21 protein-coding genes are annotated in these 24,343 nt (G+C 72.2%); 18 read left to right on the plus strand and 3 right to left on the minus strand.

Annotation, left to right across the window (positions count from 1 at the left end):
* Positions 1–15 precede the first annotated feature (15 nt).
* Positions 16–1,161 (plus strand): class I SAM-dependent methyltransferase, encoded by a 1,146-nt coding sequence (locus tag QRN30_RS00670; protein WP_284760041.1) that lies wholly within the window; start codon positions 16–18, stop codon positions 1,159–1,161.
* 72 nt (positions 1,162–1,233) lie between these two features.
* Here QRN30_RS00670 and QRN30_RS00675 read toward each other — a convergent pair whose 3' ends face one another.
* Both QRN30_RS00675 and QRN30_RS00680 read right to left on the minus strand, forming a co-directional pair.
* Positions 1,234–2,064: an aldo/keto reductase gene (locus QRN30_RS00675; RefSeq protein ID WP_017886373.1), complete on the minus strand. Its 831-nt coding sequence runs from the start codon at positions 2,062–2,064 to the stop codon at positions 1,234–1,236.
* 101 nt (positions 2,065–2,165) lie between these two features.
* Positions 2,166–2,585 (minus strand): hypothetical protein, encoded by a 420-nt coding sequence (locus QRN30_RS00680; RefSeq protein WP_017886372.1) that lies wholly within the window; start codon positions 2,583–2,585, stop codon positions 2,166–2,168.
* A 237-nt stretch (positions 2,586–2,822) separates the two neighbouring features.
* Here QRN30_RS00680 and QRN30_RS00685 point away from each other — a divergent pair, with 237 nt between their 5' ends.
* The 16 genes from QRN30_RS00685 (at position 2,823) to QRN30_RS00760 (ending at position 22,868) form a co-directional block, all read left to right on the plus strand.
* Positions 2,823–5,531, plus strand: coding sequence for a glycoside hydrolase family 2 protein (locus QRN30_RS00685; RefSeq protein ID WP_052481747.1), 2,709 nt, complete (start codon positions 2,823–2,825; stop codon positions 5,529–5,531).
* Between the two features lie 111 nt (positions 5,532–5,642).
* Positions 5,643–7,199, plus strand: coding sequence for a sugar transferase (locus QRN30_RS00690; protein WP_017886370.1), 1,557 nt, complete (start codon positions 5,643–5,645; stop codon positions 7,197–7,199).
* A gap of 151 nt (positions 7,200–7,350) precedes the next feature.
* Positions 7,351–7,635, plus strand: coding sequence for a twin-arginine translocase TatA/TatE family subunit (tatA, locus tag QRN30_RS00695; protein WP_031259354.1), 285 nt, complete (start codon positions 7,351–7,353; stop codon positions 7,633–7,635).
* Positions 7,636–7,739: 104 nt separating this feature from the next.
* On the plus strand, positions 7,740–9,146 hold the full coding sequence (locus QRN30_RS00700; RefSeq protein WP_071250555.1) for an MFS transporter: 1,407 nt from the start codon (positions 7,740–7,742) through the stop codon (positions 9,144–9,146).
* A gap of 53 nt (positions 9,147–9,199) precedes the next feature.
* Positions 9,200–11,368 (plus strand): ATP-dependent Clp protease ATP-binding subunit, encoded by a 2,169-nt coding sequence (locus tag QRN30_RS00705; RefSeq protein WP_082046896.1) that lies wholly within the window; start codon positions 9,200–9,202, stop codon positions 11,366–11,368.
* 76 nt (positions 11,369–11,444) lie between these two features.
* Entirely contained in the window at positions 11,445–11,999 is a 555-nt protein-coding gene (locus QRN30_RS00710; protein WP_284760044.1) for a DUF2231 domain-containing protein, read from the plus strand.
* Between the two features lie 45 nt (positions 12,000–12,044).
* Positions 12,045–12,698: a response regulator transcription factor gene (locus QRN30_RS00715; protein ID WP_159557250.1), complete on the plus strand. Its 654-nt coding sequence runs from the start codon at positions 12,045–12,047 to the stop codon at positions 12,696–12,698.
* Positions 12,695–13,915, plus strand: coding sequence for a sensor histidine kinase (locus tag QRN30_RS00720; protein ID WP_159557248.1), 1,221 nt, complete (start codon positions 12,695–12,697; stop codon positions 13,913–13,915). The genes QRN30_RS00715 and QRN30_RS00720 overlap by 4 nt, the downstream gene beginning before the upstream one ends.
* The gene (locus QRN30_RS00725; protein WP_056069528.1) at positions 13,912–14,430 is read left to right on the plus strand and encodes a hypothetical protein; all 519 of its coding nucleotides are present in this window, start codon (positions 13,912–13,914) and stop codon (positions 14,428–14,430) included. Before QRN30_RS00720 ends, QRN30_RS00725 begins: the two co-directional genes overlap by 4 nt.
* Entirely contained in the window at positions 14,427–15,581 is a 1,155-nt protein-coding gene (locus QRN30_RS00730) for a peptidoglycan-binding protein (RefSeq protein WP_284760045.1), read from the plus strand. The genes QRN30_RS00725 and QRN30_RS00730 overlap by 4 nt, the downstream gene beginning before the upstream one ends.
* Complete coding sequence (locus QRN30_RS00735) at positions 15,578–16,339, plus strand: ABC transporter ATP-binding protein (RefSeq protein WP_274007638.1); 762 nt, start codon at positions 15,578–15,580, stop codon at positions 16,337–16,339. Before QRN30_RS00730 ends, QRN30_RS00735 begins: the two co-directional genes overlap by 4 nt.
* Positions 16,336–17,523, plus strand: a complete 1,188-nt coding sequence (locus QRN30_RS00740; RefSeq protein WP_231564064.1) for an ABC transporter permease — start codon at positions 16,336–16,338, stop codon at positions 17,521–17,523. Before QRN30_RS00735 ends, QRN30_RS00740 begins: the two co-directional genes overlap by 4 nt.
* 197 nt (positions 17,524–17,720) lie before the next feature.
* The gene (locus tag QRN30_RS00745) at positions 17,721–18,509 is read left to right on the plus strand and encodes a DeoR/GlpR family DNA-binding transcription regulator (protein WP_042538715.1); all 789 of its coding nucleotides are present in this window, start codon (positions 17,721–17,723) and stop codon (positions 18,507–18,509) included.
* On the plus strand, positions 18,506–19,501 hold the full coding sequence (locus QRN30_RS00750; RefSeq protein WP_042538717.1) for a 1-phosphofructokinase family hexose kinase: 996 nt from the start codon (positions 18,506–18,508) through the stop codon (positions 19,499–19,501). The genes QRN30_RS00745 and QRN30_RS00750 overlap by 4 nt, the downstream gene beginning before the upstream one ends.
* 74 nt (positions 19,502–19,575) lie before the next feature.
* Positions 19,576–21,684 carry a PTS fructose transporter subunit IIABC gene (locus QRN30_RS00755; protein ID WP_071250539.1) on the plus strand — a complete coding sequence of 703 codons (2,109 nt, stop codon included), beginning with the start codon at positions 19,576–19,578 and terminating at the stop codon, positions 21,682–21,684.
* 410 nt (positions 21,685–22,094) lie between these two features.
* The gene (locus tag QRN30_RS00760; RefSeq protein WP_228499450.1) at positions 22,095–22,868 is read left to right on the plus strand and encodes a DedA family protein; all 774 of its coding nucleotides are present in this window, start codon (positions 22,095–22,097) and stop codon (positions 22,866–22,868) included.
* Between the two features lie 3 nt (positions 22,869–22,871).
* On the opposite strand, the gene QRN30_RS00765 is transcribed toward QRN30_RS00760, so the two are convergent.
* On the minus strand, positions 22,872–23,075 hold the full coding sequence (locus QRN30_RS00765) for a hypervirulence associated TUDOR domain-containing protein (protein ID WP_017886355.1): 204 nt from the start codon (positions 23,073–23,075) through the stop codon (positions 22,872–22,874).
* Positions 23,076–23,285: 210 nt separating this feature from the next.
* Between QRN30_RS00765 and QRN30_RS00770 the strand changes: the two genes are divergently transcribed.
* The gene (locus tag QRN30_RS00770) at positions 23,286–24,338 is read left to right on the plus strand and encodes a serine/threonine-protein kinase (RefSeq protein ID WP_051067362.1); all 1,053 of its coding nucleotides are present in this window, start codon (positions 23,286–23,288) and stop codon (positions 24,336–24,338) included.
* Positions 24,339–24,343: the final 5 nt, after the last annotated feature.

Below are 24,343 nucleotides of genomic sequence, written 5' to 3' on the forward strand. Positions count from 1 at the left end.
GGGTACGCTGACGCGGTGCCAGACTTCGCCGACCTCTTCCGCCGACGCGACGACGACGCGCCCGACCTCATCGCGATCGACGGCACCGACCGCTTCCTGCTCGACGAAGCACCGCACGTGCACGGCGACGCACTCCGGCAGCCGGGCGAGGTCGCGGTCGTCGACGACCGGTACGGGGTGCTGACGCTCGGCCTCATCACGCAGTACGGCGCGAGCGACATCCGGGTCGTGCAGGACTCCCTGGTGGGGGAGCGGGCGCTCGAGGCCAACGCCGGCACCTTCGGACTCCGTGGGTTCCACCACCCCGACTCGTTCGAGGCTGCGTTCCGCGACGTCCGGCTGGTCGTGCTGCGGCTGTCGAAGTCGCACGACCGTCTGGACGAGATCGCCCGCGCCGTCGCCCGGTTCGCCGCGCCCGACGTCGTGTTGCTCTGCGGCGGCAACGTCAAGTACATGAACCTGTCGCAGAACGACGTGCTGCGCCGGTCGTTCGGCGACGTCGCTGCCTCGCGTGGCCGGGGCAAGTCGCGGCTGCTCATCGCGCAGGACCCGCTCCGCGCCCAGGCCACCCGTGCCGCGACCACGAACCCCTGGCCCCGGTCGGTGCACGTCGACGACCTCGGCATGACCCTGGTGGCACACGGTGGCGTGTTCGCGGGGGCGTCGCTCGACCAGGGCACGCGGGTGCTCCTCGACGCGATGGACCGAGCGGTCCCCACCGCGCGCACGGTCGTGGACCTGGGGAGTGGCAACGGCGTGATCGCAGCGGCGATCGCGCTGCGCCGACCGAACGTCCGCGTGGTCGCCACCGACGTGTCGCGGATCGCGGTGGAGTCGACGCGCGCGACGGCGGAAGCCAACGGGGTCGCCGACCGGGTGACGGTGCTGCGGACCGACGCGGGCGACGAGCTCGCCGAGGGGTCCGCGCAGCTGGTGCTGTGCAACCCGCCGTTCCACGCGGACACGGCGGTGACCACGGACACCGCCGAGGCGATGTTCCGGAACGCGGCCACGATCCTCCAGGCCGGCGGTGAACTGTGGTGCGTCTGGAACACGCACCTGCGCTACCGGCCGGTCCTCTCGCGCCTGGTCGGGCCGACCCGCGAGGTCGTCAGGACCCCGAAGTTCACCGTGACGGCCTCGGTCGCGACGAACCGCTGACGGCCACGGACGGCGAGAGCCGCCCGGGCTGACCCGGACGGCTCTCGCGACGTGCTGCTGTGCTGGGATCGATCAGGCCGGCACGTAGTCGAACGTGTCGGGGTCGGGACCCGTGCGGTGGCCCTTGTCGAGGCCGGTGATGTCCGTCATGTCCTCGTCCGAGAGCTCGAAGTCGAAGATCGCGAAGTTCTCCTCGACGCGGGCGCGCGTGACGGACTTCGGGAACACGATGTCGCCGCGCTGGATGTGCCAACGGAGGACGACCTGCGCCGGGGACTTGCCGACCGACGAGGCGATGCGGGTGATGGTCTCGTCGTCGAGCACGAGGCCCTGCGCGATCGGGGACCACGCCTCGGTCGCGATGCCGTGCTCACGGTTGTAGGCGCGGAGTTCGTCCTGCGCCAGGTACGGGTGCACCTCGATCTGGTTCACGGCCGGGGTGATGGTCGTCTCGGCGGCGAGGCGGTTGAGGTGGTTGGTCTGGAAGTTCGAGACACCGATCGACCGGGCGGTACCGGCGGCGTAGAGCTCCTCGAAGGCCTTCCACGTCGGCACGAAGTCCGAGACGGTGGGCAGGGGCCAGTGGATCAGGAAGAGGTCGGTGTAGCCGCCGAGCAGCTCGGCCGACTTCTTGCCGTTCTCCAGCGCAGCCTCGGGGTCGTGGAAGCCGTTGTTGAGCTTCGAGGTGACGAAGATCTCCTCACGCGGGATGCCGGACGCAGCGATCGCCTCACCGACCTCCTTCTCGTTGCCGTACATCTCGGCGGTGTCGATGTGGCGGTAGCCGACCTCGAGCGCAGCCAGCGTGGCGGCCTTCGTCTCGGAGGGGTCGATCTGGAAGACGCCGAAGCCGAGCTGCGGGATGGTCTTGCCGTCGTTCAGGGTGATGTTCGGAACGGTCATGGACCCATGCAACCAAACGCTCCTCAGCGCGCATTCCGCCGACACCCAGGAACGGCGAGCCCGGGCGCGCCGCTCGGGCTGCGCCGCGCGGGCTGCGCAGCTCAGGAGAGCGCAGCCGTGATGTACGCCTGCAGTGCCTGCCCGTACGCGATCGCGGGCACCTCGGACGCGAAGCTGCGGTCGACGCCCCCGATCGTCGCGGTCACCGTGAAGACCACGCGCCCGCCGACCGGCACCCGGGTCAGCCCGATGAACGACGGCCCGAGCAGGTCGCGCAGCTGGTCCTCGCGGGGCAGCCAGAGCGACTCCGACGCGGTGACCGAGTCGAGGGCCCACTCCGTGGTGCCGTTGAAGCCGAGGATCGTGCCGGTGGGGGAGTCGTGCCGTTCGACGGTCATCTCGGACACCGTGTAGACGTCGTCGTCGATGCCGGGCTTGTCGATCACGAACCGGTCCCCGGTCTCGGGGTGCCAGCGGAGGCCGGCGTCACGGAGGGACCTGGCGAGTTCGACGGTGATCACGTTCCCACCTTGCCCGCGCGACCCGCCCCTGTCACCACCTAGGTTGCCGAAAGCATCCCGTACTAGCATCGCCGAGCACCCCTCGCGCGAGCGCACCCCGTTCGCGCGCGCGGCGTGACGACGCCCGGGCAACCGGTGCCGCGCCTCCAGGCCGTGGGACCGGTCGTGGGCCGGGCCGCCGGCCGGCGTCCCCGACCGAGGCTGACGGACACCCTGCCGCCGAAGAGAAGGACCCGCATGACCCTCGAACGCGAGGAACTCCGCGACCACTGGACCGTGACGATGGCCGGAGGAACCGGCGCGCCGGACGGCGTCGTGGGCCGCACCATCCCGGCGACGGTGCCGGGCCAGGTCCACACCGACCTGGAGCGGGAGGGCCTGCTGCCGGACCCGACGTTCCACCTGAACGAGCAGGCCGCCAAGTGGGTCGGCCGCGCCGACTGGGCCTACCGCCGCACGGTCGACGTCGACCCGCGCGGACACGAGCGCGTCGACCTGGTCTGCGACGGCCTGGACACCGTCGCGGAGCTCAGCCTGGACGGCGTCGTCGTGGGCACGACCCGCAACATGCACCGCCGCTACCGGTTCGACGCCCGGGTGCAGACGGGGTCCGGTGGCACCACGAAGGACCTCGAGATCCTGTTCGAGTCGCCGTACCGCGAGGCCGGCCGGGTGGCCGCGAAGGCCGGCAGCATGCCGGGCCCGTACGACGAACCGTTCCCGTACATCCGCAAGATGGCGTCGAACTTCGGCTGGGACTGGGGCCTGACCGCGGTCACGAGCGGCCCCTGGCGGCCGGTCGCGATCGAGCGCTGGTCGACCGCGCGCCTGCGCGAGGTGCGTCCACTCGTCGACGTCGAGGCCGGTGAGGGCGTGCTCGACGCCCACATCACCGTCGAGCGTTCGGGGATGAACGACCTGGACCAGGACGGCGAGGACGACGACCTGGTGCTCGTCGTCACCGTGAGCGGCGAGACCGAGGACGGCGCCACCACGCGTCAGCGCTCCCGCGCGCAGCTGACCCCGAAGGACGACGAGACGGTCGTCACCGTGCGCGTTCCCGAGGCACGACGCTGGTGGCCGCGCGGCTACGGCGCGCAGCCGCAGTACGACGTCGTGGTCGAGCTGCAGACCGTCGACGGCGAGGTGCTCGACCGCGACACGTTCCGCACCGGCTTCCGGTCGACCCGGATCGAGACCCAGGTGGACGGCATCGGTCGCCCCTTCGCGGTGCACGTCAACGGCACCCTCGTCGACGTCCGTGGCGTCAACTGGATCCCCGACGACGTCATCGTCTCGCGCGTGGACCGCGCCCGGCTCGAGTCCCGGCTGGGTGCCGCGGCGTCGCTCGGCACGAACCTCGTGCGCGTCTGGGGCGGCGGCGTGTACGAATCGCGCGACTTCTACGAGGTCTGCGACGAACTCGGGCTGCTCGTCTGGCAGGACTTCCCGTTCGCCTGCTCCGCCTACCCGGAGGTCGAGCCGATCCGCAGCGAGGTCATCGCCGAGGCGCGGGACAACGTCGCCCGGCTCGCCCGCCATCCTTCGCTGGTGGTCTGGAACGGCAACAACGAGAACATCTGGCTGCACGACGCCGACGGCTGGGGTGCCGAGCTGGGCGATCGGGGCTGGGGCCTCGACTACTACCTCGACCTGTTGCCGACCATCGTCGACGCCGTCGACCCGTCGCGCTTCTACACGGTCGCGTCGCCGTGGTCCGGTTCCGAGTCGCTGCCCGCGAACGAGGTCGACCACGAGACGCACCACTCCTGGGACGTCTGGAACCGGCTGCCCGACACCGCCTACCGCGAGTCGGTGCCGCGCTTCGTGTCCGAGTTCGGCTGGCAGGCGCCGCCCGCTTGGCGCACGCTGCGCGATGCGGTCACGGACGCGCCGCTGCGGGTCGACTCGCCCGGTGTGGTCCACCACCAGAAGGCGGCGGACGGGATGGCCAAGCTGGCCCGCGGGCTGGAGCCGCGCTTCGGCGGGGTCGACCCGGCAGCGTTCGACGCCTGGCATTACCTGACGCAGCTGCAGCAGGCACGGGCGATCGCGACCGGCATCGAGCACTGGCGCACGCACTGGCCGCGGAACACCGGCGTGGTGGTGTGGCAGCTGAACGACCTGTGGCCGGTGTCGTCGTGGTCCGCGATCGACTCGGCGGGGCGGCTGAAGCCGCTGGCGCACGAGCTGCGCCGCCTGTACGACGACGTGCTGCTGACGATCCGTCCGGTGTCGTCGGTGTCGGTGGCGCCTGGGGCGGCCGACGCGTCCGGTGCGGTCGTTCCGACCAGCGCGTCGGGTGCGTCGGGTGCGGAGCGGACGGGAGGCCCGGATCACCCGGGTGCGTCGCCTGCGGCCGGCGAGACGGCCGATCTGGGTGCGCTCGCGGACACGCTCTCGCTGGGCGTCTCGCCCGGCGCCTTCGGGTCCTCGCCCGTCGAGGTGGCCGTCCGGTCGACCCGCACCGGGCACGACAGCGTCGTCCGGGTCCGCCGGATCACCACGGCCGGCACGATCCTGGCCGAGGTGTCGCTGCCGGTCCGGTTGTCCGGCGCCGGCGTCGCGGTGGTGTCGCTGCCCGAGTCGGTGGGCGTCGTCGACGACCCGGCGAACGAGCTCATCGTCGCGGACATGGACTGGCGCCGTGCGGTCTGGACCCCCGGCCCCGACGCTGCGATGCGCTGGGAGCCGGCGCGCTACCGGACCGCGTTCGCGGTGGTCGACGGCGGCGTGGACCTGACCGTCGAGGCTGACTCGCTCGTCCGCGACCTGCTCGTGCAGCCGGACCGTGTGGCGGCCGGCGGCACGGTCGACCGCGGGTTCATGACGCTGCTGCCCGGCGAACGGGTGGTGTTCCGGCTGCGCGGGGTGACCGAGGCCGACGTCCCCGCGCTCCGGGAGGCGCCCGTGCTATGGAGTCTGGACCGCGCGCTCGACCGTTGATATGCAGAACGACACGGTGATATATTTGACGGTGCGCCGCTCGATGTCGTGACCTGAGCGACTCCGGCGTCCGATCGATCTCCTCGTCGATCGGTCGACAGGAGGCCCCAGATGTCGTTCGCGATGCGCCCACCCACCGGAGCGGTCCCCACCGTGCTCCACTCGACCGTGCTCCACCCGACCGCGCTGAACTCGACGGTGCCGACGTCCGCCGGGCCGGTCGGTGCCACGGCGTCACTCCGGACGGTCGCTCCGGCGGGGGCGCGCCGGGGGTTCGTCCCCGCGGTGGCGTTGCTCGACCTCGCGCTGCTGCTCACCGCGTTCGCCATCGCCCACGTCGTGCGGTTCCCCTGGGAGCTCGCATCCGTCCGACCACGCTCGGGCTGGTTCGAGTTCGTGGTGGCCCCCGCCATCGTCGTGGTCTGGATGCTCCTGCTCTCGGTGTTCCGCACCCGCGACCCCCGGATCGCGGGCATCGGCGGCGAGGAGTACCGCCGCCTCGTCACCGCGAGCCTCGTCGCCATCGCCGGGGTCGCGGTCGTCGCGTACGCGGCGCAGCTCGACCTGGCCCGCGGGTACGTCGCGATCGCGTTCCCGCTGGGGCTCGCGTTCCTGACACTCGGCCGCAAGGGTGTCCGCACAGTGCTCGCCCGGAGTCGCGCCCGGGGCGAGCACCTGCAGGACGTCCTGATCGTCGGCGACGCCGAGGACGTCCGGTACGTGGGTGCGCGGATCGCCGCTGCGCCGAGTGCCGGCTACCGCGTGCGGGCCGTCGTCACGGACTGCGCTCCGGCCGGGGCCCGTGTCGACCTGGGGGCGGCAACGGCTCCGGTCGTCGGGGGCATCGATGACGTGCTCGCGCACGCCCGGGCCGAGGGCGTCTCCGCCGTCGTCGTCGCGGGTGCCGTCCGTGGTGGGCACGCCCGCCTCCGTCGCCTCGGGTGGCAGCTCGAGGAACACGGCGTCGAGCTCGTGGTGTCCTCCCCCCTGGCCGACATCGCCGCCGGGCGGGTGCACGAGCGCCCGGTCGACGGGCTGCCGCTCATGCACGTCGAGACCCCCGACTACCGCCGCCGGATGGGCAAGCGGGCGCTCGACGTCGTCGGCGCCGTGCTCGGCCTGGCGTTGCTCTCCCCGGTCCTGGCCGCGGTCGCGCTGGCGGTCCGCGCTGACGACGGCGGGCCGGTGTTCTTCCGGCAGGTCCGCGTCGGTCGCGGTGGCGCGGAGTTCCCGATCCTGAAGTTCCGGACGATGTGCGTCGACGCCGAGGCGCGCATGGCTGCTCTGCAGTCCGAGAACCAGGGCGCCGGTCCGCTGTTCAAGATGCAGGACGACCCGCGGGTGACCCGGGTCGGTGCCTTCCTGCGACGGACCTCGCTCGACGAACTGCCGCAGCTGTGGAACGTGCTCACCGGGTCGATGAGCCTGGTCGGCCCCCGACCGGCCCTGCCCCGCGAGGTCGCGCTGTACGAGGACTTCGCCGACCGCCGACTCCTCGTGACCCCGGGGATCACCGGCCTGTGGCAGGTCAGCGGCCGATCGGACCTCGACTGGGCCGAAGGGGTGCGGCTCGACCTGCACTACGTCGAGAACTGGTCGTTCCTGCACGACCTGGTGATCCTCGCCCGCACCGTCCCGTCGGTGCTGCGGTCCCGCGGCGCGTACTGAGCGCTGCGCTTCCCTGGACGAACGGTGTCCGTTCCGGGGGCCGGCCTGGGCTTCCAGGGGCGGGGGAGTTACGATGGAGGCACACGGACTTCCGCCACGTGGGTCGACGACGATCACCGGACGGCGACCAGTTCCACAACAAGGAGTCATGATGCTCGGAAACCTCGGCGGCATTCACCTGCTGATCATCCTCGGGATCGTCATCCTGCTGTTCGGCGCGACCAAGCTCCCGGCGCTCGCCAAGGGCCTCGGTCAGTCGATCAACATCTTCAAGAAGGAGATGTCCGACGACGAGAAGAAGGCCCAGGCCAACGGTGCGGCGCCGGACGGCACGGTGCACAACAGCACCGTCCAGAACGCTCCCGCCGAGCCCGCCGCCGGTCCGGTCCTGAACCCGGGACCGAGCGCGCAGCCCAACACCGACTCCCGGCGTTAGGACACCCAGCCCCGTCCTGTCGGCAGCCCCCGCGACCACATCGGTCGCGGGGGCTTCGTCGTGCGGGATCGACCGCCGGGCACCCCGTGCCGCAGGATGAGCACATGACCGCTCCCGTCCCCGCGCCGCACGCCGTCGCACCGCTCCGGGACGACCGACGCATCGTGCTGGTGGTGGCGATCCTGGCGTCGTTCGTCGTCGGGCTCGACTCGAGCGTCGTGAACGTCGCACTCCCCGCGATCCGGCAGGAGCTCGGCGGCGGACTCGTCGTGCAGCAGTGGGTCGTCGACGCCTACCTCGTCACCCTGGGCTCGCTCATCCTGGTCGCCGGGAGCCTGTCCGACCTGTTCGGCCGGGTGCGGATCATCACGTGGGGGCTCGTGGTCTTCGGCATCGCGTCCGTGGCGTGCGCGGTCGCCCCGGCCGGCGAGGTGCTCATCGTCGCCCGCGCGCTGCAGGGCGTCGGCGGGGCGCTCGTCATGCCGAGTGCGCTCGCGCTGATCGTGGCGGCGTTCCGCGGGGCGGCGCAGGCGAAGGCGATCGGCACGTGGACAGCCTGGTCGAGTGCAGCCACCATCCTCGGGCCCGTGGCCGGCGGCCTGGTGGTGGACGGGATCGGGTGGCGGTGGATCTTCGTGCTCACCGCGGTGCCGATCGCCGTGACGATCCCCCTGGTCCTGCGCATCACCGGCGAGGTGCACCCAGTCGTCCGCCCACGCATTGACGTCGTCGGGGCGCTGCTCGCCGTGGTCGGGGTCGGCGGTGTCGTGCTCGGGCTCATCGAGCAGGAGCGGCTGGGATGGGGTTCCCCGGTGGTGGTCGCCGCGCTCGTGCTCGGTGCCGCTGCCCTCGTGGCGTTCGTGCCGTGGGAACTGCGGGTGACCCGGACGGCCGGGTCGCCGCTCGTGCCGCTCGAACTGTTCCGGGCGCGCAACTTCACCGTCGGCAACCTCGCGACGCTGTCCATCTACGGCGCACTCGGCATGGTCTTCTTCGTCGTCACGCTCTTCCTGCAGGAGGTCTGGCGGTTCCCGGCCTGGCTCGCCGGCCTCGCGACGCTGCCGCCGACGATCATGTTGCTCGTGCTCTCCACCGCCGTCGGGTCCTTCGCCGGTCGGTACGGCCCACGCTGGTTCATGGCCGCGGGGCCGGCGGTCGGTGCGGTCGGGGCGCTCCTGCTGCTGTTCGCCGGCGACGACCCGGACGGCTACTGGTGGTCGGTGTTCCCCGGACTGGTGCTGATCGGCGTGGGCATCGCGCTGATGGTCACACCCCTGACGAGTGCGGTGCTCGGTTCGGTCCCGCAGTCCGAGGCCGGGTCCGGGTCGGCGGTCAACAACGCCTTCGCCCGGATCGCCGGCCTGGTCACGGTGGCACTCGCTGGCGTCGTGCTCGGCGGCGAGGTGAGCGTCGAGGGGCTGCACCGGGCCATGGTGGTGATGGCGCTCCTACTGCTGGCCGGTGCCGTCGTCTGCGCGGTCGGGATCCGGAATACGCCCGCGCGGACGTAAGTTGAGTGGAGTAGACTCAAGTCCAGGACCACCGCAACGAAAGGACGGAACGCATGGCGAACCTCCAGGGCGCTCCTGACTCGCAAGAACGACAGAAGACCGCCCTCGAGCAGTACGGCATCGACCTCACGGCGATCGCCCGCAGCGGCAAGCTCGACCCCGTGATCGGACGTGACTCCGAGATCCGGCGCGTGTCCCAGGTGCTCACGCGCCGCACCAAGAACAACCCGGTGCTCATCGGCGAGCCCGGCGTCGGCAAGACCGCCGTCGTCGAGGGGCTCGCGCAGCGCATCGTCGCCGGCGACGTCGCCGACTCCCTCAAGGACAAGCGGCTCATCTCGCTCGACATCTCCGCCCTGATCGCCGGCGCCAAGTACCGCGGCGAGTTCGAGGAGCGGCTGAAGGCCGTGCTCAAGGAGATCAACGACTCCGACGGGCAGGTCATCACGTTCATCGACGAGCTGCACACGCTGATGGGGGCCGGTGGCGGCGAGGGGTCCGTCGCGGCGTCGAACATGCTCAAGCCGATGCTCGCCCGCGGTGAGCTCCGGCTCATCGGTGCGACGACCCTCGACGAGTACCGCGAGTACATCGAGAAGGACGCCGCCCTCGAGCGTCGCTTCCAGCAGGTCTACGTCGGTGAGCCCAGCGTCGAGGACGCCGTGGCGATCCTCCGCGGGCTCAAGGAACGCTACGAGGCGCACCACAAGGTGACGATCAACGACTCCGCACTGGTCGCCGCCGCGAGCCTGTCGAACCGGTACATCTCCGGCCGCCAGCTGCCCGACAAGGCCATCGACCTGATCGACGAGGCCGCCAGTCGACTCCGCATGGAGATCGACTCCAGCCCCGTCGAGATCGACGAGCTGAAGCGGAACGTCGACCGTCTGCGCGTCGAGGAGTTCGCGCTCAAGCAGGAGAAGGACGACGCCTCCAAGGCCCGCCTCGAGACCCTGCGCAACGAGCTGCACACGCGCGGGGCCCGGCTGGCCGAGCTCGAGCAGCGCTGGCAGGCCGAGCGCGCGAGCCTGAACCGCATCGGTGAGCTCAAGCAGCAGCTCGACGACCTGAACATGCGGTCGCAGCGAGCCCAGCGCGAGGCCGACTACGAACTCGTCTCCCGCCTGGAGTACGGCGAGAAGCCCCGCATCGAGGCCGAGCTCGCCGCCGCCGAACAGGCCGAGAGCGCCGACCGGATGGTGAACGACAGCGTCACCGACGAGGACATCGCCGCCGTCATCGCGCAGTGGACGGGCATCCCGCTCGGCCGACTGCTGCAGGGCGAGACCGAGAAGCTCCTGCACCTGGAGAGCGAGCTCGGCCGCCGCATCATCGGGCAGCGCACGGCCGTGACCACCGTGTCCGAGGCCGTCCGGCGCACCCGCGCCGGCATCTCCGACCCGGACCGTCCGACCGGTTCGTTCCTGTTCCTCGGCCCGACGGGCGTCGGCAAGACCGAGCTGGCCAAGGCGCTCGCCGAGTTCCTGTTCGACGACGAGAAGGCCCTCGTCCGGATCGACATGAGCGAGTACGGCGAGAAGCACTCCGTGGCCCGCCTGATCGGTGCCCCGCCCGGGTACGTCGGGTACGAGGCCGGTGGGCAGCTCACCGAGGCCGTCCGGCGTCGTCCGTACTCGGTGATCCTGCTCGACGAGATCGAGAAGGCCCACCCCGAGGTGTTCGACGTGCTGCTCCAGGTGCTCGACGACGGACGGCTCACCGACGGCCAGGGCCGCACGGTCGACTTCCGGAACACGATCCTGGTGCTGACGTCGAACCTCGGGTCGCAGTTCATGACGGACCTGTCCCTGAGTGACGTGCAGCGGGAGGAGGCGGTCCGTGAGCTCGTGCAGCAGGCGTTCCGCCCCGAGTTCATCAACCGCCTCGACGACATCGTGGTGTTCCAGGCCCTGACCGCCGAGGACCTCGGACAGATCGTGTCGCTCTACGTCGACCGGCTGGCTCGTCGCCTGACCGACCGTCGGCTCGAGCTCGCGGTCACCCCCGAGGCGCGCGGCTGGCTCGCGGAACGCGGGTACGACCCGCTCTACGGTGCGCGGCCGCTGCGTCGCCTGATGCAGCGGCAGATCGACGACCGGTTGGCCCGCGCGATCCTGTCGGGTGACGTCCGTGACGGCGACACCGTCCGGGTGGACGTCGCCGCGGACGGCGACGGCCTGACGGTCGAGCCCTTCGAGCTGGCCGAGATCGTCGAGGAGTAGCCCACCAAGACGGACGGGAGGCCCGCCACCGGTTCCTGAGACCGGTGCCGGGCCTCCAGGGTGTTGGCTGCAGAGCATGCCTGCGATCCGCGCGCTCCGCCGCCTCACCGACGCCGTCGAGCACGCCAGCGTACTCGACAAGGCCGTCGACATCGACCGTGCCGTCGTGAATGCCCTGGCCAAGCCGAAAGCCCTGCGTCAGCTGCTGCACGGAGTCCCGTTCGGTCACCCGATCCACCCGCTCATGGTGCAGGTGCCGCTCGGCGCCTGGATCTCCGCCGCGGTGCTCGACCTGCTCGGCGGGAAGGGCAACGCGAAGGCCGCCAAGACCCTGGTCGGCGTCGGGGTCGTCTCGGCGAGCAGCGCCTCGGTCGCCGGCTACGTCGACTGGTCGGAACTGGACCGCGAGCAGCTCCGCACCGGATGGGTGCACCAGGCCGTGAACTGGACCGGACTGTCGCTGTACGGCCTGTCGTGGCTGCAGCGGAAGCGCGGCAACCACGGGGCCGGCAAGCTGCTCGGCTTCGCCGGGCTCGCCGTCGTGAGTGTCGGCGGGTACCTGGGCGGACACCTGTCCTACCGGCAGCGCGCCGGCGTCAGCGACCACGGCGAGGTGCCGTTCGACGCCTGATCTGCCTCCCAGGTCCAGTACAGGTACGTCACGTGTGATGTATCGATGCGCGTACTCGTGGTGGACGACGAACGGGCCCTCGCCGACCTGATCGCGACGGGCCTGACCCGACAGGACATGGCGGTGGACGTCGCCTACCGAGGCGACGACGCCGACGAGCTGCTGGCGGTGCACGACTACGACGTCGTCGTGCTCGACCGCGACGTCCCCGGGCTGCACGGCGACGAGGTCGCACGGCGTCTCACCGCTCGTGGCGCACTCACACGGATCCTCCTGCTCACCGCAGCGACCACGTTGCGCGACCGGGTGCAGGGGCTCGAGCTCGGTGCGGACGACTACCTGACCAAGCCGTTCGAGTACCCGGAACTCGTCGCCCGGGTCCGCGCGCTCGGTCGGCGGAGCGTCCCACCCGTCGCCCCCGTGCTCGAACGCGCGGGACTCGTCGTCGACACGAACCGGCGGATGGCCACGCGTGACGGTCACCCGCTCGACCTGACGTCGAAGGAGTTCGGGGTGCTCGAGACCCTGCTCCGCGCGGACGGTCGCATCGTCTCCGCCGAGCACCTGCTCGAGAAGGTCTGGGACGTGAACACCGACCCGTTCACCGCCGCGGTCCGCGTGACGATGTCGAAGCTGCGCCGGAAACTCGGGGACCCGGACCCGATCCGGACGGTGCCCGGCCAGGGCTACTCGCTGTGAGTCGGTGGGCCCGAGGCTGGAGCATCCGGACCCGGACGGCCCTGACGTTCGCGCTGGCGGCCATGGCGCTCGCGACCGGGGTCGTGGTCTTCACGAACACCATGTCCCTGGCGGGCGTCGGCGCGGGTCTCGACACGGCGGCCGTCGAGCGACCACCGTCCGGATCGGACAGCGCCACGACCGCTCCGGCCCCGCTCGCGGTGGACCCAGCGGCGGCGGACGAGCGCACCGGTGCCGTGGCGGTGATCCGCCTCGTCGCGGTGCAGCAGTGGCAGTGGTCCGCGATCGGGACCGCCGGTGCCGGGATCGCTGCCGGCGGCATCGGTTGGATCGTCAGCCGCCGGGTGCTCCGTCCCATCGACCGGATCACGGCGACCGCGAACCGGATCTCCGCGTCGAACCTGCACGAGCGCATCGCCCTGGGCGGACCCGACGACGAGCTCCGACGGCTCTCGCGGACGGTCGACGACCTGCTGGCCCGTTTGGAGACCGCGTTCGAGAGCCAGCGACGGTTCGTCGCCCAGGCGTCCCACGAACTCCGGACGCCCCTGGCAGTGCAACGCGCCGCGGTGCAGATCGGGCTGCACGACGACGCCGACCCGGCCGAGGTGCGTGCCGTCCGCGCCGAGCTGCTCGAGCAGAACCGGCGGACCGAGCGGCTGGTCGCGTCGCTGCTCGTGCTCGCCGAGGCCGACCGCGGCCTGGCGGGCGCGACACGGGCCGTCGACCTCGTCGAGGTGACCGACGAGGTCGTCGCGAGCGCGGCCCGGGACGCGGCCGAGGCGGGAGTGACGCTGACCCACGAACGCCGGACCGGGCCTCCTGGCAGCCTGGTCGTGTCCGGCGAGCCGACGCTGCTGCGGCAGCTGCTCGGCAACCTCGTCGGCAACGCCGTCGAGTACAACGAACCCGGCGGTGCCGTGCGGGTGACGACGGAACCGGACGGCTTCGTGGTCGAGAACGACGGGCCGGTGGTCGCGGCGGACGAGGCGGCGTTGCTCGTCGAACCCTTCCGTCGCGGCGGCGCGGACGCCGGACGTGGGCAGCACAGCGGTCTGGGCCTGTCGATCGTGGCCGCGATCGTGCACGCGCACGGGTGGACGCTGTCGATCACCGCACGGCCGACCGGTGGGCTGCTCGTCCGGGTCGGTGTTTCGCCGGTGCAACCCGACGTGCACGCGGGGCGAAACAGCCCGTCCGCTGTGCTGGAGGCATGAACCACACCACGATGACGACCACCCGTCGCACCCGGTCCCTGATGAGCGTGGCCGCGGCCGTCGTCCTGCTGCCCCTGCTGCTGGCCGGCTGCTCCGACCCGGCACCCGACGACGACGCGACGACCGCCTCCGGGGGCGCGGCACCCGGCGTCGCCCTCGCCGAGTGCATGCGCGACCGCGGCTACGACATGCCGGACCCCGGCACCGGCGGCGGGTCGATGCAGCTCAGCGCACCGGACGGCGTCGACCCCGAGCAGTACCAGGACGACCTCAAGGGCTGCCTCGACGACTCTGCGGCCGCGGGTGACGCGCAGGCCGCGCAACCGATGCCCGGCACCGAGGAGATCGCCCGGAGGACGGCGGAGTGCCTGCGGGAGCAGGGGTTCCCGGACTACCCGGACGACCAGGACGCGCAGATGCGGTTCCAGCCGGACGACCAACAGGCGTTCGACGAGGCCGCCGGGCCGTGCACCGACGCGGCGTTCGAGGCTGTCCAGGGCGGAGCCGGGTCGTGACCCACCGACGCGCCCGTCGCCGGGTGATCATGTCGGGGTGCCTCGTCGCAGCGGTGGCCGCGGGGGTCGGGACGTGGGCCCTCGCCGTGGCGCCGAACGGTGCGGGCGCCTCGGCCAGCAGTGCGTCGCGCGGCGGGACTGCACCCGCCGGAGCCACCGGCACCGTCACGCGCGGTGACCTGACGGATTCGAAGGTGTTCGCCGGGACGCTCGGGTACGGCGCGGCCTCGGGGGTCCCCGGTGCAGCCGCCGGCACGATCACCTGGCTGCCCCGGGTCGGCGACGTGGTCGAACGCGACGGGGCGCTGTACGCCGTCGACGAGCGGGACGTCCGGTCGATGTACGGCACCGTGCCGCTCTGGCGCGACCTGGAGCGGGGGCTGCAGGGCGCGGACGTCAGGCAGCTCAACGAGAACCTGGCAGCGCTCGGGTACGACGTGTCGGTGGACGACCGGTTCGGCCCGCGGACCGAGCGAGCAGTCCGGCAGTGGCACGAGGACCGGGGACACGAGGGCACCGGGGTGCTCACTGCGGACGACGTCGCCTTCGTGGACGGCGCGGTCCGGGTCGCCTCGGTCGAGGGGCGGCTCGGCGAGCGGATCGCCGGTGGTGCGGGAGCGGCCGCGGGTGGTGCTGGTGCAGCGGCCGGCGACGGTCCGGCGGGAGCGGGCGCCGGTATCGGCAGCGCGGGCGCGACGACCGACGTGCTGCAGGTCACGAGCACCCGGCGGGTCGTCACGGCGACCGTGCCGCAGCGCGATGCCGAGCGGCTCGCCGTCGGCACCGACGTCGAGGTCCGGGTGAACGGCGCCGGTGCGGCCATGCCCGGTTCCGTCGTCGACGTGCAGCCGACGACGAGCGAGGACGGCGGCACGGCCGTCGACGTCTCGGTGTCGTTCGACCCGGGCAAGCGGTCCCTGCCCGAGGCCGCGTCCGCGCAGGTCGACGCGGAGGGCGCCACCGAGCACGACGTCCTGTCCGTGCCGGTCGCCGCCCTCGTCGCGGGTGCCGGTGGCAGGTACGCCGTCGACGTCGTGCAGCGGGACGGCACGACCGAGCGGGTCCGGGTCGAGCCCGGCTTCAGCGCCGACGGGCGGGTCGCGGTCACCGGCGCCCTGACCGCGGGCGACCGGGTGGTGGTGCCCGGATGAGCGCCGTCGTTCCCGCCGTTCCCGCCGTGCCCGTCCCGGCCGCCGTGCCCGCCGCGGCCGTCCTGCCGGCGGCCGCCGTCCTGTCGCTCCGGGACGTCACGAAGACCCACGGCGACGTCGGAGCCCTGCGCGGTGTGTCGCTCGACGTCGGCGCGGGGGAGCTCGTCGCGGTCGTCGGCCCGTCGGGCTCGGGCAAGTCGACGATGCTCAACGTCGTCGGCACGCTCGACCGTCCCACCTCGGGCACGGTGACGATCGCCGGCAACGACGTCGCGACGATGTCCGACGACGATCTGTCCGGCCTGCGTGCCGACCACATCGGGTTCGTCTTCCAGCACTTCCACCTGCAGGCCGGGGCGACCGCCGCCGAGAACGTCGCCGACGGCCTGCTCTACCGGGGGGTCCCCCGGCGCGAGCGGCACCGCCTGGCCGTCGAGGCCCTGGGCCGCGTGGGACTGGCACACCGGGTGGACCACCGACCGCACCAGCTCTCCGGCGGCGAGCGCCAACGCGTCGCCATCGCGCGGGCCGTCGTCGGCGACCCGACGATCCTGCTCGCCGACGAACCCACCGGGGCGCTCGACACGGCGTCCGGTGCGACGGTCGTCGAGCTGCTGCGCGAGCTCAACGCTGCGGGCACGACGGTGGTGGTCATCACGCACGACCTGGACCTGGCGGCATCGCTGCCCCGGCAGGTCCGGATGCGCGACGGCATGATCGAGCCCGAGGTCGCGCCGGTCGACGAGGTCGCCCCGTGAGCCGCCGTCGGTCCGTGGGCGGACTCGACCTGCTCCGCCTCGGCGTCTTCGGGCTGCGGACCCGACCGGGTCGCGTCGTGCTGTCCGCGCTGGGCATCGCGATCGGCATCGCGGCGATGCTCGCGGTCGTCGGGATCTCGTCGTCGAGCAAGGCGAAGGTCGACCAGGTGCTCGACACGCTCGGCACGAACGTGCTCACCCTCACCCAGGCGCAGGGCCTCGGCGAACCGGTGCCGTTGCCGTCCACCGCACTCGAGTCGGTGCTGCGACAGGACGACGTCGAGTCGGCTGCTGCGGTCGGCACCGTGCCGGACACCGGCGTGTACCGGAACGACTTCGTCCCGGCACCCCAGACGAAGGGCCTCGGGGTCCTCGCTGCGTGGGGCGACGTGCCACGGGTGCTCGGCGGGCGGCTCGCATCCGGGCGTTGGATCGACGCCGCCGCCGGCGCCCCGCCGCAGGTCGTGCTGGGAGCGCGGGCCGCAGTCGTGCTCGGCATCGGCGACCCACGGCCGGACAGCCGGGTCTGGCTCGGTGGGCAGTGGGTGCAGGTGGTCGGGGTGCTCGAACCCGTGGCGCTCGCCGCCGACCTGGACTCGCGGGTGTTCGTGCCCCGCGGGTTCGCCGAGCAGCTGGGCTTCGACGGGGCACCGACCGCCGTCTACACACGCGTCGACCCGGCGCACGTCGAACGGTCGCGGGACCTGCTCGCCGGCGCGGTCCGGCCGGGGGACCCGCAGGACGTCGGCGTCACCCGGCCCTCGGACGCGCTGGCGGCGAAGGACGCCACCGACGACTCGTTCACCGGGCTGCTCGTCGGCATCGGCGGGGTGGCGCTGCTGGTCGGTGGCATCGGGGTGGCGAACACGATGGTGATCACCGTCCTGGAGCGCCGCGCCGAGGTCGGTGTCCGTCGTGCCCTCGGCGCACGTCGTCGGGACGTCCGCGACCAGTTCCTGGTCGAGTCGTTGCTGCTGTCGTTCCTGGGTGGGGTGGCCGGTGTCGTCCTCGGGGTCGGGGTGACCATCGTGTTCGCCGTCACCCGGGGGTGGCCGGTCGCGCTGCCGGTCTGGGCCGTCGTCGCCGGGCTCGGCGCCACCGTCGTGATCGGCGGGGTCTCCGGGCTCTACCCGGCGGCCCGCGCCGCGAGGATCCCACCGACGTCCGCCCTGGCGGCCGTCTGACGCGTGCGGTGGACGTCCGCACAGGAGGGCCGGTGCCGGTCCGCCGGACCGGCACCGGGCCTCCAGGCGGTCGCCGCGACCCAGCGGGCGTGACGGCCGGCACCTGTGGACCTGTTGGTTTCAGGACGGAACGGTTGCGTTCTTGTGGGTTTGCGACGTACAGTGCTCGAAACCCAACGGAACGAAGGAGTTCGGGCATGTACGCAACCGAGCGGCACACCGCCATCGCCGCCGAGCTGCAGTCCGCCGGTCGCGTGTCCGTCGCAGGCCTGGCCGAGCACTTCGACGTCACCACCGAGACCGTGCGCCGTGACCTCGACGCCCTCGAGTCCGCCGGGGTCCTGCGCCGGGTGCACGGGGGAGCGGTGCCCGTCGGCCGCTCGAGCGTCGTCGAACTCAGCGTCGCCGAGCGCGAGGGACAGCACGGCACCGCGAAGTCGGCGATCGCCCGCGCCGCGATGCGCCTGGTGCCGCCCACCTTCACCGGCTCGATCGCCCTCGACGCCGGCACCACCTGCGCCGCCGTGGCCTCCGAACTCGCCCGCTGGGAGCCCGAGGTCGCCGGCTCGACGATCACCGTCATCACGAACTCGGTGCCGATCGCCGCGACCCTGCAGCACAGCGAGCACCTCGAACTGCACCTGCTCGGTGGCCGGGTCCGCGGCGTCACGAGCGCGGCGGTCGGCACGGCCACCGTCGAGCAGATCGGTGCGCTCCGCCCCGATGTGGCGTTCATCGGCACGAACGGCCTGTCCGCCGGCTTCGGCCTGAGCACTCCCGACGAGTACGAGGCCGCCGTGAAGGGTGCCTACGTGCTCGCCGCCCGACGCGCCGTGGTGCTCGCCGACGCCGCCAAGCACGGCGTGGAGGCCCTGATGCGGTTCGCACGCCTGGACGAGATCGACACGCTCGTCACCGACGACGAGCCCCCGGCCGACCTCGCCGGAGCACTCGCCGACGCCGACGTCGAGGTGGTCGTCGCATGAACGCCCGCATCGTCACCGTCACCCCGAACCCGTCGCTCGACCGCACGATCGAGCTCGCCGGTGAACTGCAGCGCGGCGCCGTCCAGCGCGCGACCCGGTCCACGGCGGAGCCCGGCGGCAAGGGCGTCAACGTCTCCCGTGTGGTCGTCGCGAGCGGTGGGGACACCGTCGCGGTCCTGCCCGGCGACGAGCTCGACCCGGTCCTGCTCGGCCTGGCCACGCGCGGCATCCCGACCGCCGCGCTGCCGATCGGGGCACCGCTCCGCTCGAACGTCACCGTGACCGAGCCGACCGGCACCACCACGAAGCTCAACGAACCCGGCCCCTCGCTCGCCGGGCGCCTCGACGACCTCGCCGCCCTGGTGGCCGACACCGCCGCCGCGACCGCCACCGGCCCCGCCGCCCGCTGGGTCGTGGTCGCCGGGTCCCTGCCGCCCGGTCTGCCGGACGACGCCCTCGCCGTGCTCGTCCGGGCCGTCCGTGCCCGCCACGGTGCGGACGTCCGGATCGCCGTCGACTCGTCCGGGGTGCCGTTCACCGCGCTGCTGCAGTCCGGCGAACACCTCGACCTGGTGAAGCCGAACGCCGAGGAACTCGCCGAGGTCGTCGGCGGTGACCCCGAGGAGTACGAGCGCGACCTCGACGCCGCCGTCGCCGGAGCCCAGCGGCTGCGGCGCAAGAACGTCGGCACCGTCCTGCTCACCCTGGGCAGCGCCGGAGCCGTGCTGGTCTCGGACGAGGGGGCCTTCGCCGCCGCCGCACCGAAGATCATCGCCCGCTCGACGGTCGGCGCGGGGGACTCCTCGCTCGCCGGCTACCTGCTCGCCGAGGTCGCGGGAGCGTCGCCGGAGCAGCGTCTCGCACAGGCCGTCGCCACCGGGGCCGCGGCCGCAGCGCTGCCCGGCAGTGACGTTCCGGCACTCGACCACACCGACCCGACGGCGGTCTCCGTCCGGGTGCTCGAAACGCACCCGGCTCCGGAACCCGCCTGATCCCCACCCCACCCGATCACCCCACGAACACCCGCACCACCGCGCGATCAGCGCCATTGCGAAGGAGCAAGCACATGTCCGCAGACTCGAGTCCGCGCCTCATCAGCGCACAGCTCGTCGGCCTCGACGAGGACCTCGGCGCCACGTCGACCGACGTGATCCGGGTGCTCGCCGACCGCGTCGCCGCGACCGGCCGCGCCGCCGACGGCGCCACGCTCGCCGACGACGCCATCAAGCGCGAGGCGAGCGTCGGCACGGGCGTCCCCGGTGGCATCGCCATCCCGCACGCCCGGTCGGCGTCGGTGTCCGAGCCGACGCTCGCGTTCTCGCGCCTGGCCCGGAAGGTGCCGTTCGGCGCTCCGGACGGCGACGCCGACATCGTCTTCATGATCGCCGTGCCCGAGGGGGCGGACAAGGACCACCTGACGGTCCTCTCGACCCTGGCCCGCGCACTCATCCGTGAGGACTTCACCGCCGCGCTCCGCGCCGCGACCACGGCCGACGAGATCGTCCGGTTGGTCGACGACGAGGTGAGCGGCGAAGTGGCCGAGGCCGGCGTCGGGACGGCGAGCAGCGCCTCCGCTCCGGCGACGACAGGCAGCGCGACCGCCGCGGCCCCCGCTGCCGACCGCAAGGTCTTCGTCGGCGTCACCGCATGCCCGACCGGCATCGCACACACCTACATGGCTGCCGACGCCCTCGTCGCCGCCGCCCAGCGTGCCGGTGCCGAGATGCACATCGAGACGCAGGGGTCCTCGCAGGTCGAGCCCCTCGACCCAGCCCTCATCGCCCGTGCCGACGCCGTCGTGTTCGCGGTCGACGTCGACGTCCGCGACCGCGGCCGGTTTGCCGGCAAGCCGCTGGTGTCCGGCCCCGTCAAGCGCGGTGTCGACGAGCCCGACAAGATGATCGCCGAGGCCATCCGCGCCTCGGAGGACCCGCACGCCGCACGCGTGCAGGGTGGTGCCGCCGTCGAGGGTGAGTCCACCGCCAAGAACGAGCACTTCGGCCAGTCGCTCAAGCGCTGGCTGCTCACCGGCGTCAGCTACATGATCCCGTTCGTGGCCGGCGGCGGGCTCCTCATCGCGCTCGGCTTCCTGCTCTCCGGGTACGGCATCGCGCTGGACCACGGTGACTCGGGGATGAGCAACGCCGCCTACACGCTCACGAACTCCACGCTGCTGAACCTGCCGCCGGAGGGCCTCGGGTACTACCTCGGCGCCGCCGCGTTCCAGATCGGACAGGTGTCGCTCGGCTTCCTGGTCGCCGCACTCGCCGGGTACATCGCCTACGCCATCGCCGACCGCCCGGGCATCGCACCGGGCTTCGTCGCCGGGTCGATCGCCGTCTTCATGAACGCCGGGTTCCTCGGTGGTCTGGTCGGTGGCCTGATCGCCGGTGCCGCCGCCTACTGGATCGGGCGCATCCCGACCTGGCGCTGGCTGCGTGGCCTGATGCCCGTCGTGATCATCCCGCTCTTCGCCTCGATCATCGCCTCGGGGCTGATGCTCCTGGTGCTCGGTGGCCCGATCGCCTGGGTCATGACCGAGCTCACCGCCTGGCTCAACTCCCTGTCCGGCGCCTCGGCCGTGCTGCTCGGGATCATCCTCGGCCTGATGATGGCCTTCGACCTCGGTGGTCCGGTCAACAAGGTGGCGTACGCGTTCGCCGTCGCCGGGCTCGGTGCCGGCACCGCCACGAACGTCGTGCCGTTCGAGATCATGGCCGCCGTCATGGCCGCCGGCATGGTGCCGCCGCTGGCACTCGCGCTCGCCTCGACCGTGCTCTACCGCAAGGGCTTCACGAAGCCGGAGCGCGAGAACGGCAAGGCCGCGTGGCTGCTCGGCGCGTCCTTCATCTCCGAGGGTGCGATCCCGTTCGCCGCAGCCGACCCGCTGCGCGTCATCCCGGCGTCGATGGTCGGGGCCGCGATCACGGGCGCGATCTCGATGGCTGCCGGTGTGACCTCACGAGCGCCGCACGGCGGGATCTTCGTCTTCTTCGCGATCGGTGACGTCCTGATGTTCGTCGTCGCGATCTTGGCTGGGACCGTGGTGTCCGCGCTGGTGCTCGTCGCCCTGAAGAAGTGGGTGCGTCGTCGCCCCGTCGACGAGGCCGCTGCGGGCAGCGAGGCTGCCGTGGCCGGCGAGACGATCGGCCAGCGCGCGCCGGTCGCCGCGTAGTAGATCCGCGAGACGCCGGCGTCCGACTGAGACGCCGTGGCGTCGCCGAGACGCCGTCGGATTCGGGGGCGTCTCGCGGGAGCACGGGCGCTTCAGCAAGACGACGGTGTCTCGCGGTGTCAACGCCACCATTTGACGGACGGGAGGCCCGGTGCCAGCTGGCACCGGGCCTCCCGTCCGTCGTCCCGTCGCCTTCGCCCGCCACGCGCGCCGAATCACAACGACTGGTCACGGATCGTCGTCTGCGCCGGTTCCATCCGACACTTGCTGACCAGTCCGCGGAGCTGAGCGGGGTGTCGTGACCGGGCGGCTCCACCGAGGCCGAAACCGAGGTCGTCGCTCTGCACGAACTCGGCCGACACCCAGGTGGCGCGCCGGGTCCTGACAGGGCGTTCAGGGATGCTGGGGGCATGACGACTGCCGTGACCGCCCGCGCCATGACCGTCGCCAGTGGCGACTCCACCGCCCCCTCGGACCTCGGTGGGCTCTCCGGCCTGGTGCTCCAGCTGATCGACGCCCTGGGGGAGTGGGGCGTCGGGCTGATGCTCTTCGTCGAGACGGTGTTCCCGCCCATCCCGTCCGAGGTGATCCTGCCGCTGGCCGGGTTCCTGGCAGGTGCCGGTCAGATGAACCTGGTGCTGGTCCTCGTGCTGGCGACGATCGGCTCGTACCTCGGGGCCCTGGTGCTGTACTGGCTCGGCGCGAAGATCGGGTTCGAACGCACCACGCGGTGGTTCGGCAAGCTGCCCCTCGTCGACGAGGACGACTTCCGCAAGGCGGCCGGCTGGTTCCACCGCCACGGCAAGAGCGCGGTCTTCTTCGGCCGGTTCATCCCGATCGTCCGCAGCCTGATCTCGCTGCCCGCCGGCGCCGACCGCATGCACCTCGGCACCTTCTCGGTGTTCACGATCATCGCGAGCGGCATCTGGAACAGTGCACTCGTGCTGCTCGGTGCAGCGTTCGGGTCGCAGTACGACAAGGTCGAGGCCTACACCGAGTGGATCGACCGCGTGCTCTACGTCGCGATCGCGGTGGTCGTGGTGAGCTTCGTGGTGCGGCGGCTCCGCCGGGTGCGGGCCGAGCGTCGTGCGGGCGGGTCCGACGACCACGACGACCGCGGCAGCAGCAGCCCGGCCGCGAGCGGTGCCCGGGGTCGTCGTCGCGCCGAGCCCGCCCGCGACTGACCCTCAGGCCTTCGTCAGCGCCGACTCCTTGTGGGCGGCCTGCTTGCCGCTCTTGCCCGACTCGACGATCCAGTACGGGTCGTCGTCGGTCGGCTTGAAGTGCTGTCCGTCGAACTCGAAGTCGCTCGTGCGCTTCCGCACGAGCGTGCCCGTCGTCTTGCCTTGCGAGGTGTTCCAGCGCACCTCGTCACCCTTCGACAGTGCCATGATGTCCTCCTTGCGCGTTCGGTCTTCCTGATGGGTGTCGGACTGTACCCCGGAGATCCCCGGAGATCCCCGGAAAACCGGGGAAGTACGGCGGTCACGATGTCGTAACGGCCCCTGCGGATACAGAGTCGGACGCGTACCGTTTCCCGTGAGTCCACACGTCGGCAGCGGCCGCGGAACCACGGGCTCCGGAACGGGACGACGGACACCATGACCCTGCTGGACAGCGCGCGGGCGGACACCGTCCTCGCTGCGCGCTACCGGCTCGTGAAGCTCATCGGCACCGGCGGCATGGGATCCGTCTACGAAGCCCGTGACGAGCACACGTACCGCGCCGTGGCCGTGAAGCTCTTCGCCACCCCGGACAAGATGACCACCGCTGACCGTGTGCGCCAGGAGCGCGAGATCCGGCTGCTCAGCATGCTCTCCCACCCCGGCCTGATCCCGCTGTACGACGCCGGCACCCACGAGTTCGAGGACGGCCCGCACCGGTTCATCGTGATGGAGCTCATCGCCGACACGACGCTGCTGCGCCGCCTGTCCGAGGGCGCGCTGCACAACTACGAGGTGGCCGACCTCGGCGCACAGCTCGCCGACGCCCTGGCCTACGTGCACTCGCGCGGCATCGTGCACCGCGACGTCAAGCCCGCCAACATCCTGATCAGCGACGAGGGCTCGTCCGGGTTCGCCCGCACCGTCAAGCTCACCGACTTCGGCGTCGCCCACTTCGTCGACGGCTCCCGCTTGACGAACGACGGCACGGTCATCGGCACCGCCGCCTACCTCAGCCCGGAGCAGGTCGCCGGCGAGCCCATCAGCTTCGCCACCGACGTGTACTCGCTCGGACTCGTCCTGCTCGAGGCGCTGACCGGCAAGCAGGAGTACTCCGGCACCCTGATCGAGGCAGCGCTCGCCCGGCTCCGCCGAGACCCCGAAGTGCCGGACGACGTCGCCGACGAGTGGCGCGAGCTGCTCAGCCGGATGACCGCCCGCGACCCCGAGCGCCGGCCCACGGCGGTCGCGATCGCCAACGCGCTGCGCGGTGGGTCCACCCAGATCACCGGCCCCGTGCCGCTCGGCCCGGAGCGCGTGAAGCACCAGCGCGACCACCGCATGCACCGCGCTGCCCACCGCCACGCCCGGCGCGGCACGTTCTCGGCGGTCCGCCGGTGGCGCCGACGGAACGTCCTGGTGGGGTCCTTCGCAGCGTTCGGCGTCACCGCGGCCTGCGTGGCCGCCTACGTCGCGGGCGCCCTGCACTGACCCAC

It is taken from the genome of Curtobacterium sp. MEB011 (genome assembly GCF_030209655.1).
Classification (GTDB): Bacteria; Actinomycetota; Actinomycetes; order Actinomycetales; family Microbacteriaceae; genus Curtobacterium; species Curtobacterium poinsettiae.

Coding starts and splice junctions, on each gene's coding strand:
- QRN30_RS00675 (WP_017886373.1), bottom strand. CDS start 2,064: ATGACCGTTCCGAACATCACCCTGAACGACGGCAAGACCATCCCGCAG.
- QRN30_RS00685 (WP_052481747.1), top strand. CDS start 2,823: ATGACCCTCGAACGCGAGGAACTCCGCGACCACTGGACCGTGACGATG.
- QRN30_RS00690 (WP_017886370.1), top strand. CDS start 5,643: ATGTCGTTCGCGATGCGCCCACCCACCGGAGCGGTCCCCACCGTGCTC.
- tatA (WP_031259354.1), top strand. CDS start 7,351: ATGCTCGGAAACCTCGGCGGCATTCACCTGCTGATCATCCTCGGGATC.
- QRN30_RS00700 (WP_071250555.1), top strand. CDS start 7,740: ATGACCGCTCCCGTCCCCGCGCCGCACGCCGTCGCACCGCTCCGGGAC.
- QRN30_RS00705 (WP_082046896.1), top strand. CDS start 9,200: ATGGCGAACCTCCAGGGCGCTCCTGACTCGCAAGAACGACAGAAGACC.
- QRN30_RS00710 (WP_284760044.1), top strand. CDS start 11,445: ATGCCTGCGATCCGCGCGCTCCGCCGCCTCACCGACGCCGTCGAGCAC.
- QRN30_RS00715 (WP_159557250.1), top strand. CDS start 12,045: ATGCGCGTACTCGTGGTGGACGACGAACGGGCCCTCGCCGACCTGATC.
- QRN30_RS00725 (WP_056069528.1), top strand. CDS start 13,912: ATGAACCACACCACGATGACGACCACCCGTCGCACCCGGTCCCTGATG.
- QRN30_RS00735 (WP_274007638.1), top strand. CDS start 15,578: ATGAGCGCCGTCGTTCCCGCCGTTCCCGCCGTGCCCGTCCCGGCCGCC.
- QRN30_RS00745 (WP_042538715.1), top strand. CDS start 17,721: ATGTACGCAACCGAGCGGCACACCGCCATCGCCGCCGAGCTGCAGTCC.
- QRN30_RS00750 (WP_042538717.1), top strand. CDS start 18,506: ATGAACGCCCGCATCGTCACCGTCACCCCGAACCCGTCGCTCGACCGC.
- QRN30_RS00755 (WP_071250539.1), top strand. CDS start 19,576: ATGTCCGCAGACTCGAGTCCGCGCCTCATCAGCGCACAGCTCGTCGGC.
- QRN30_RS00760 (WP_228499450.1), top strand. CDS start 22,095: ATGACGACTGCCGTGACCGCCCGCGCCATGACCGTCGCCAGTGGCGAC.
- QRN30_RS00765 (WP_017886355.1), bottom strand. CDS start 23,075: ATGGCACTGTCGAAGGGTGACGAGGTGCGCTGGAACACCTCGCAAGGC.
- QRN30_RS00770 (WP_051067362.1), top strand. CDS start 23,286: ATGACCCTGCTGGACAGCGCGCGGGCGGACACCGTCCTCGCTGCGCGC.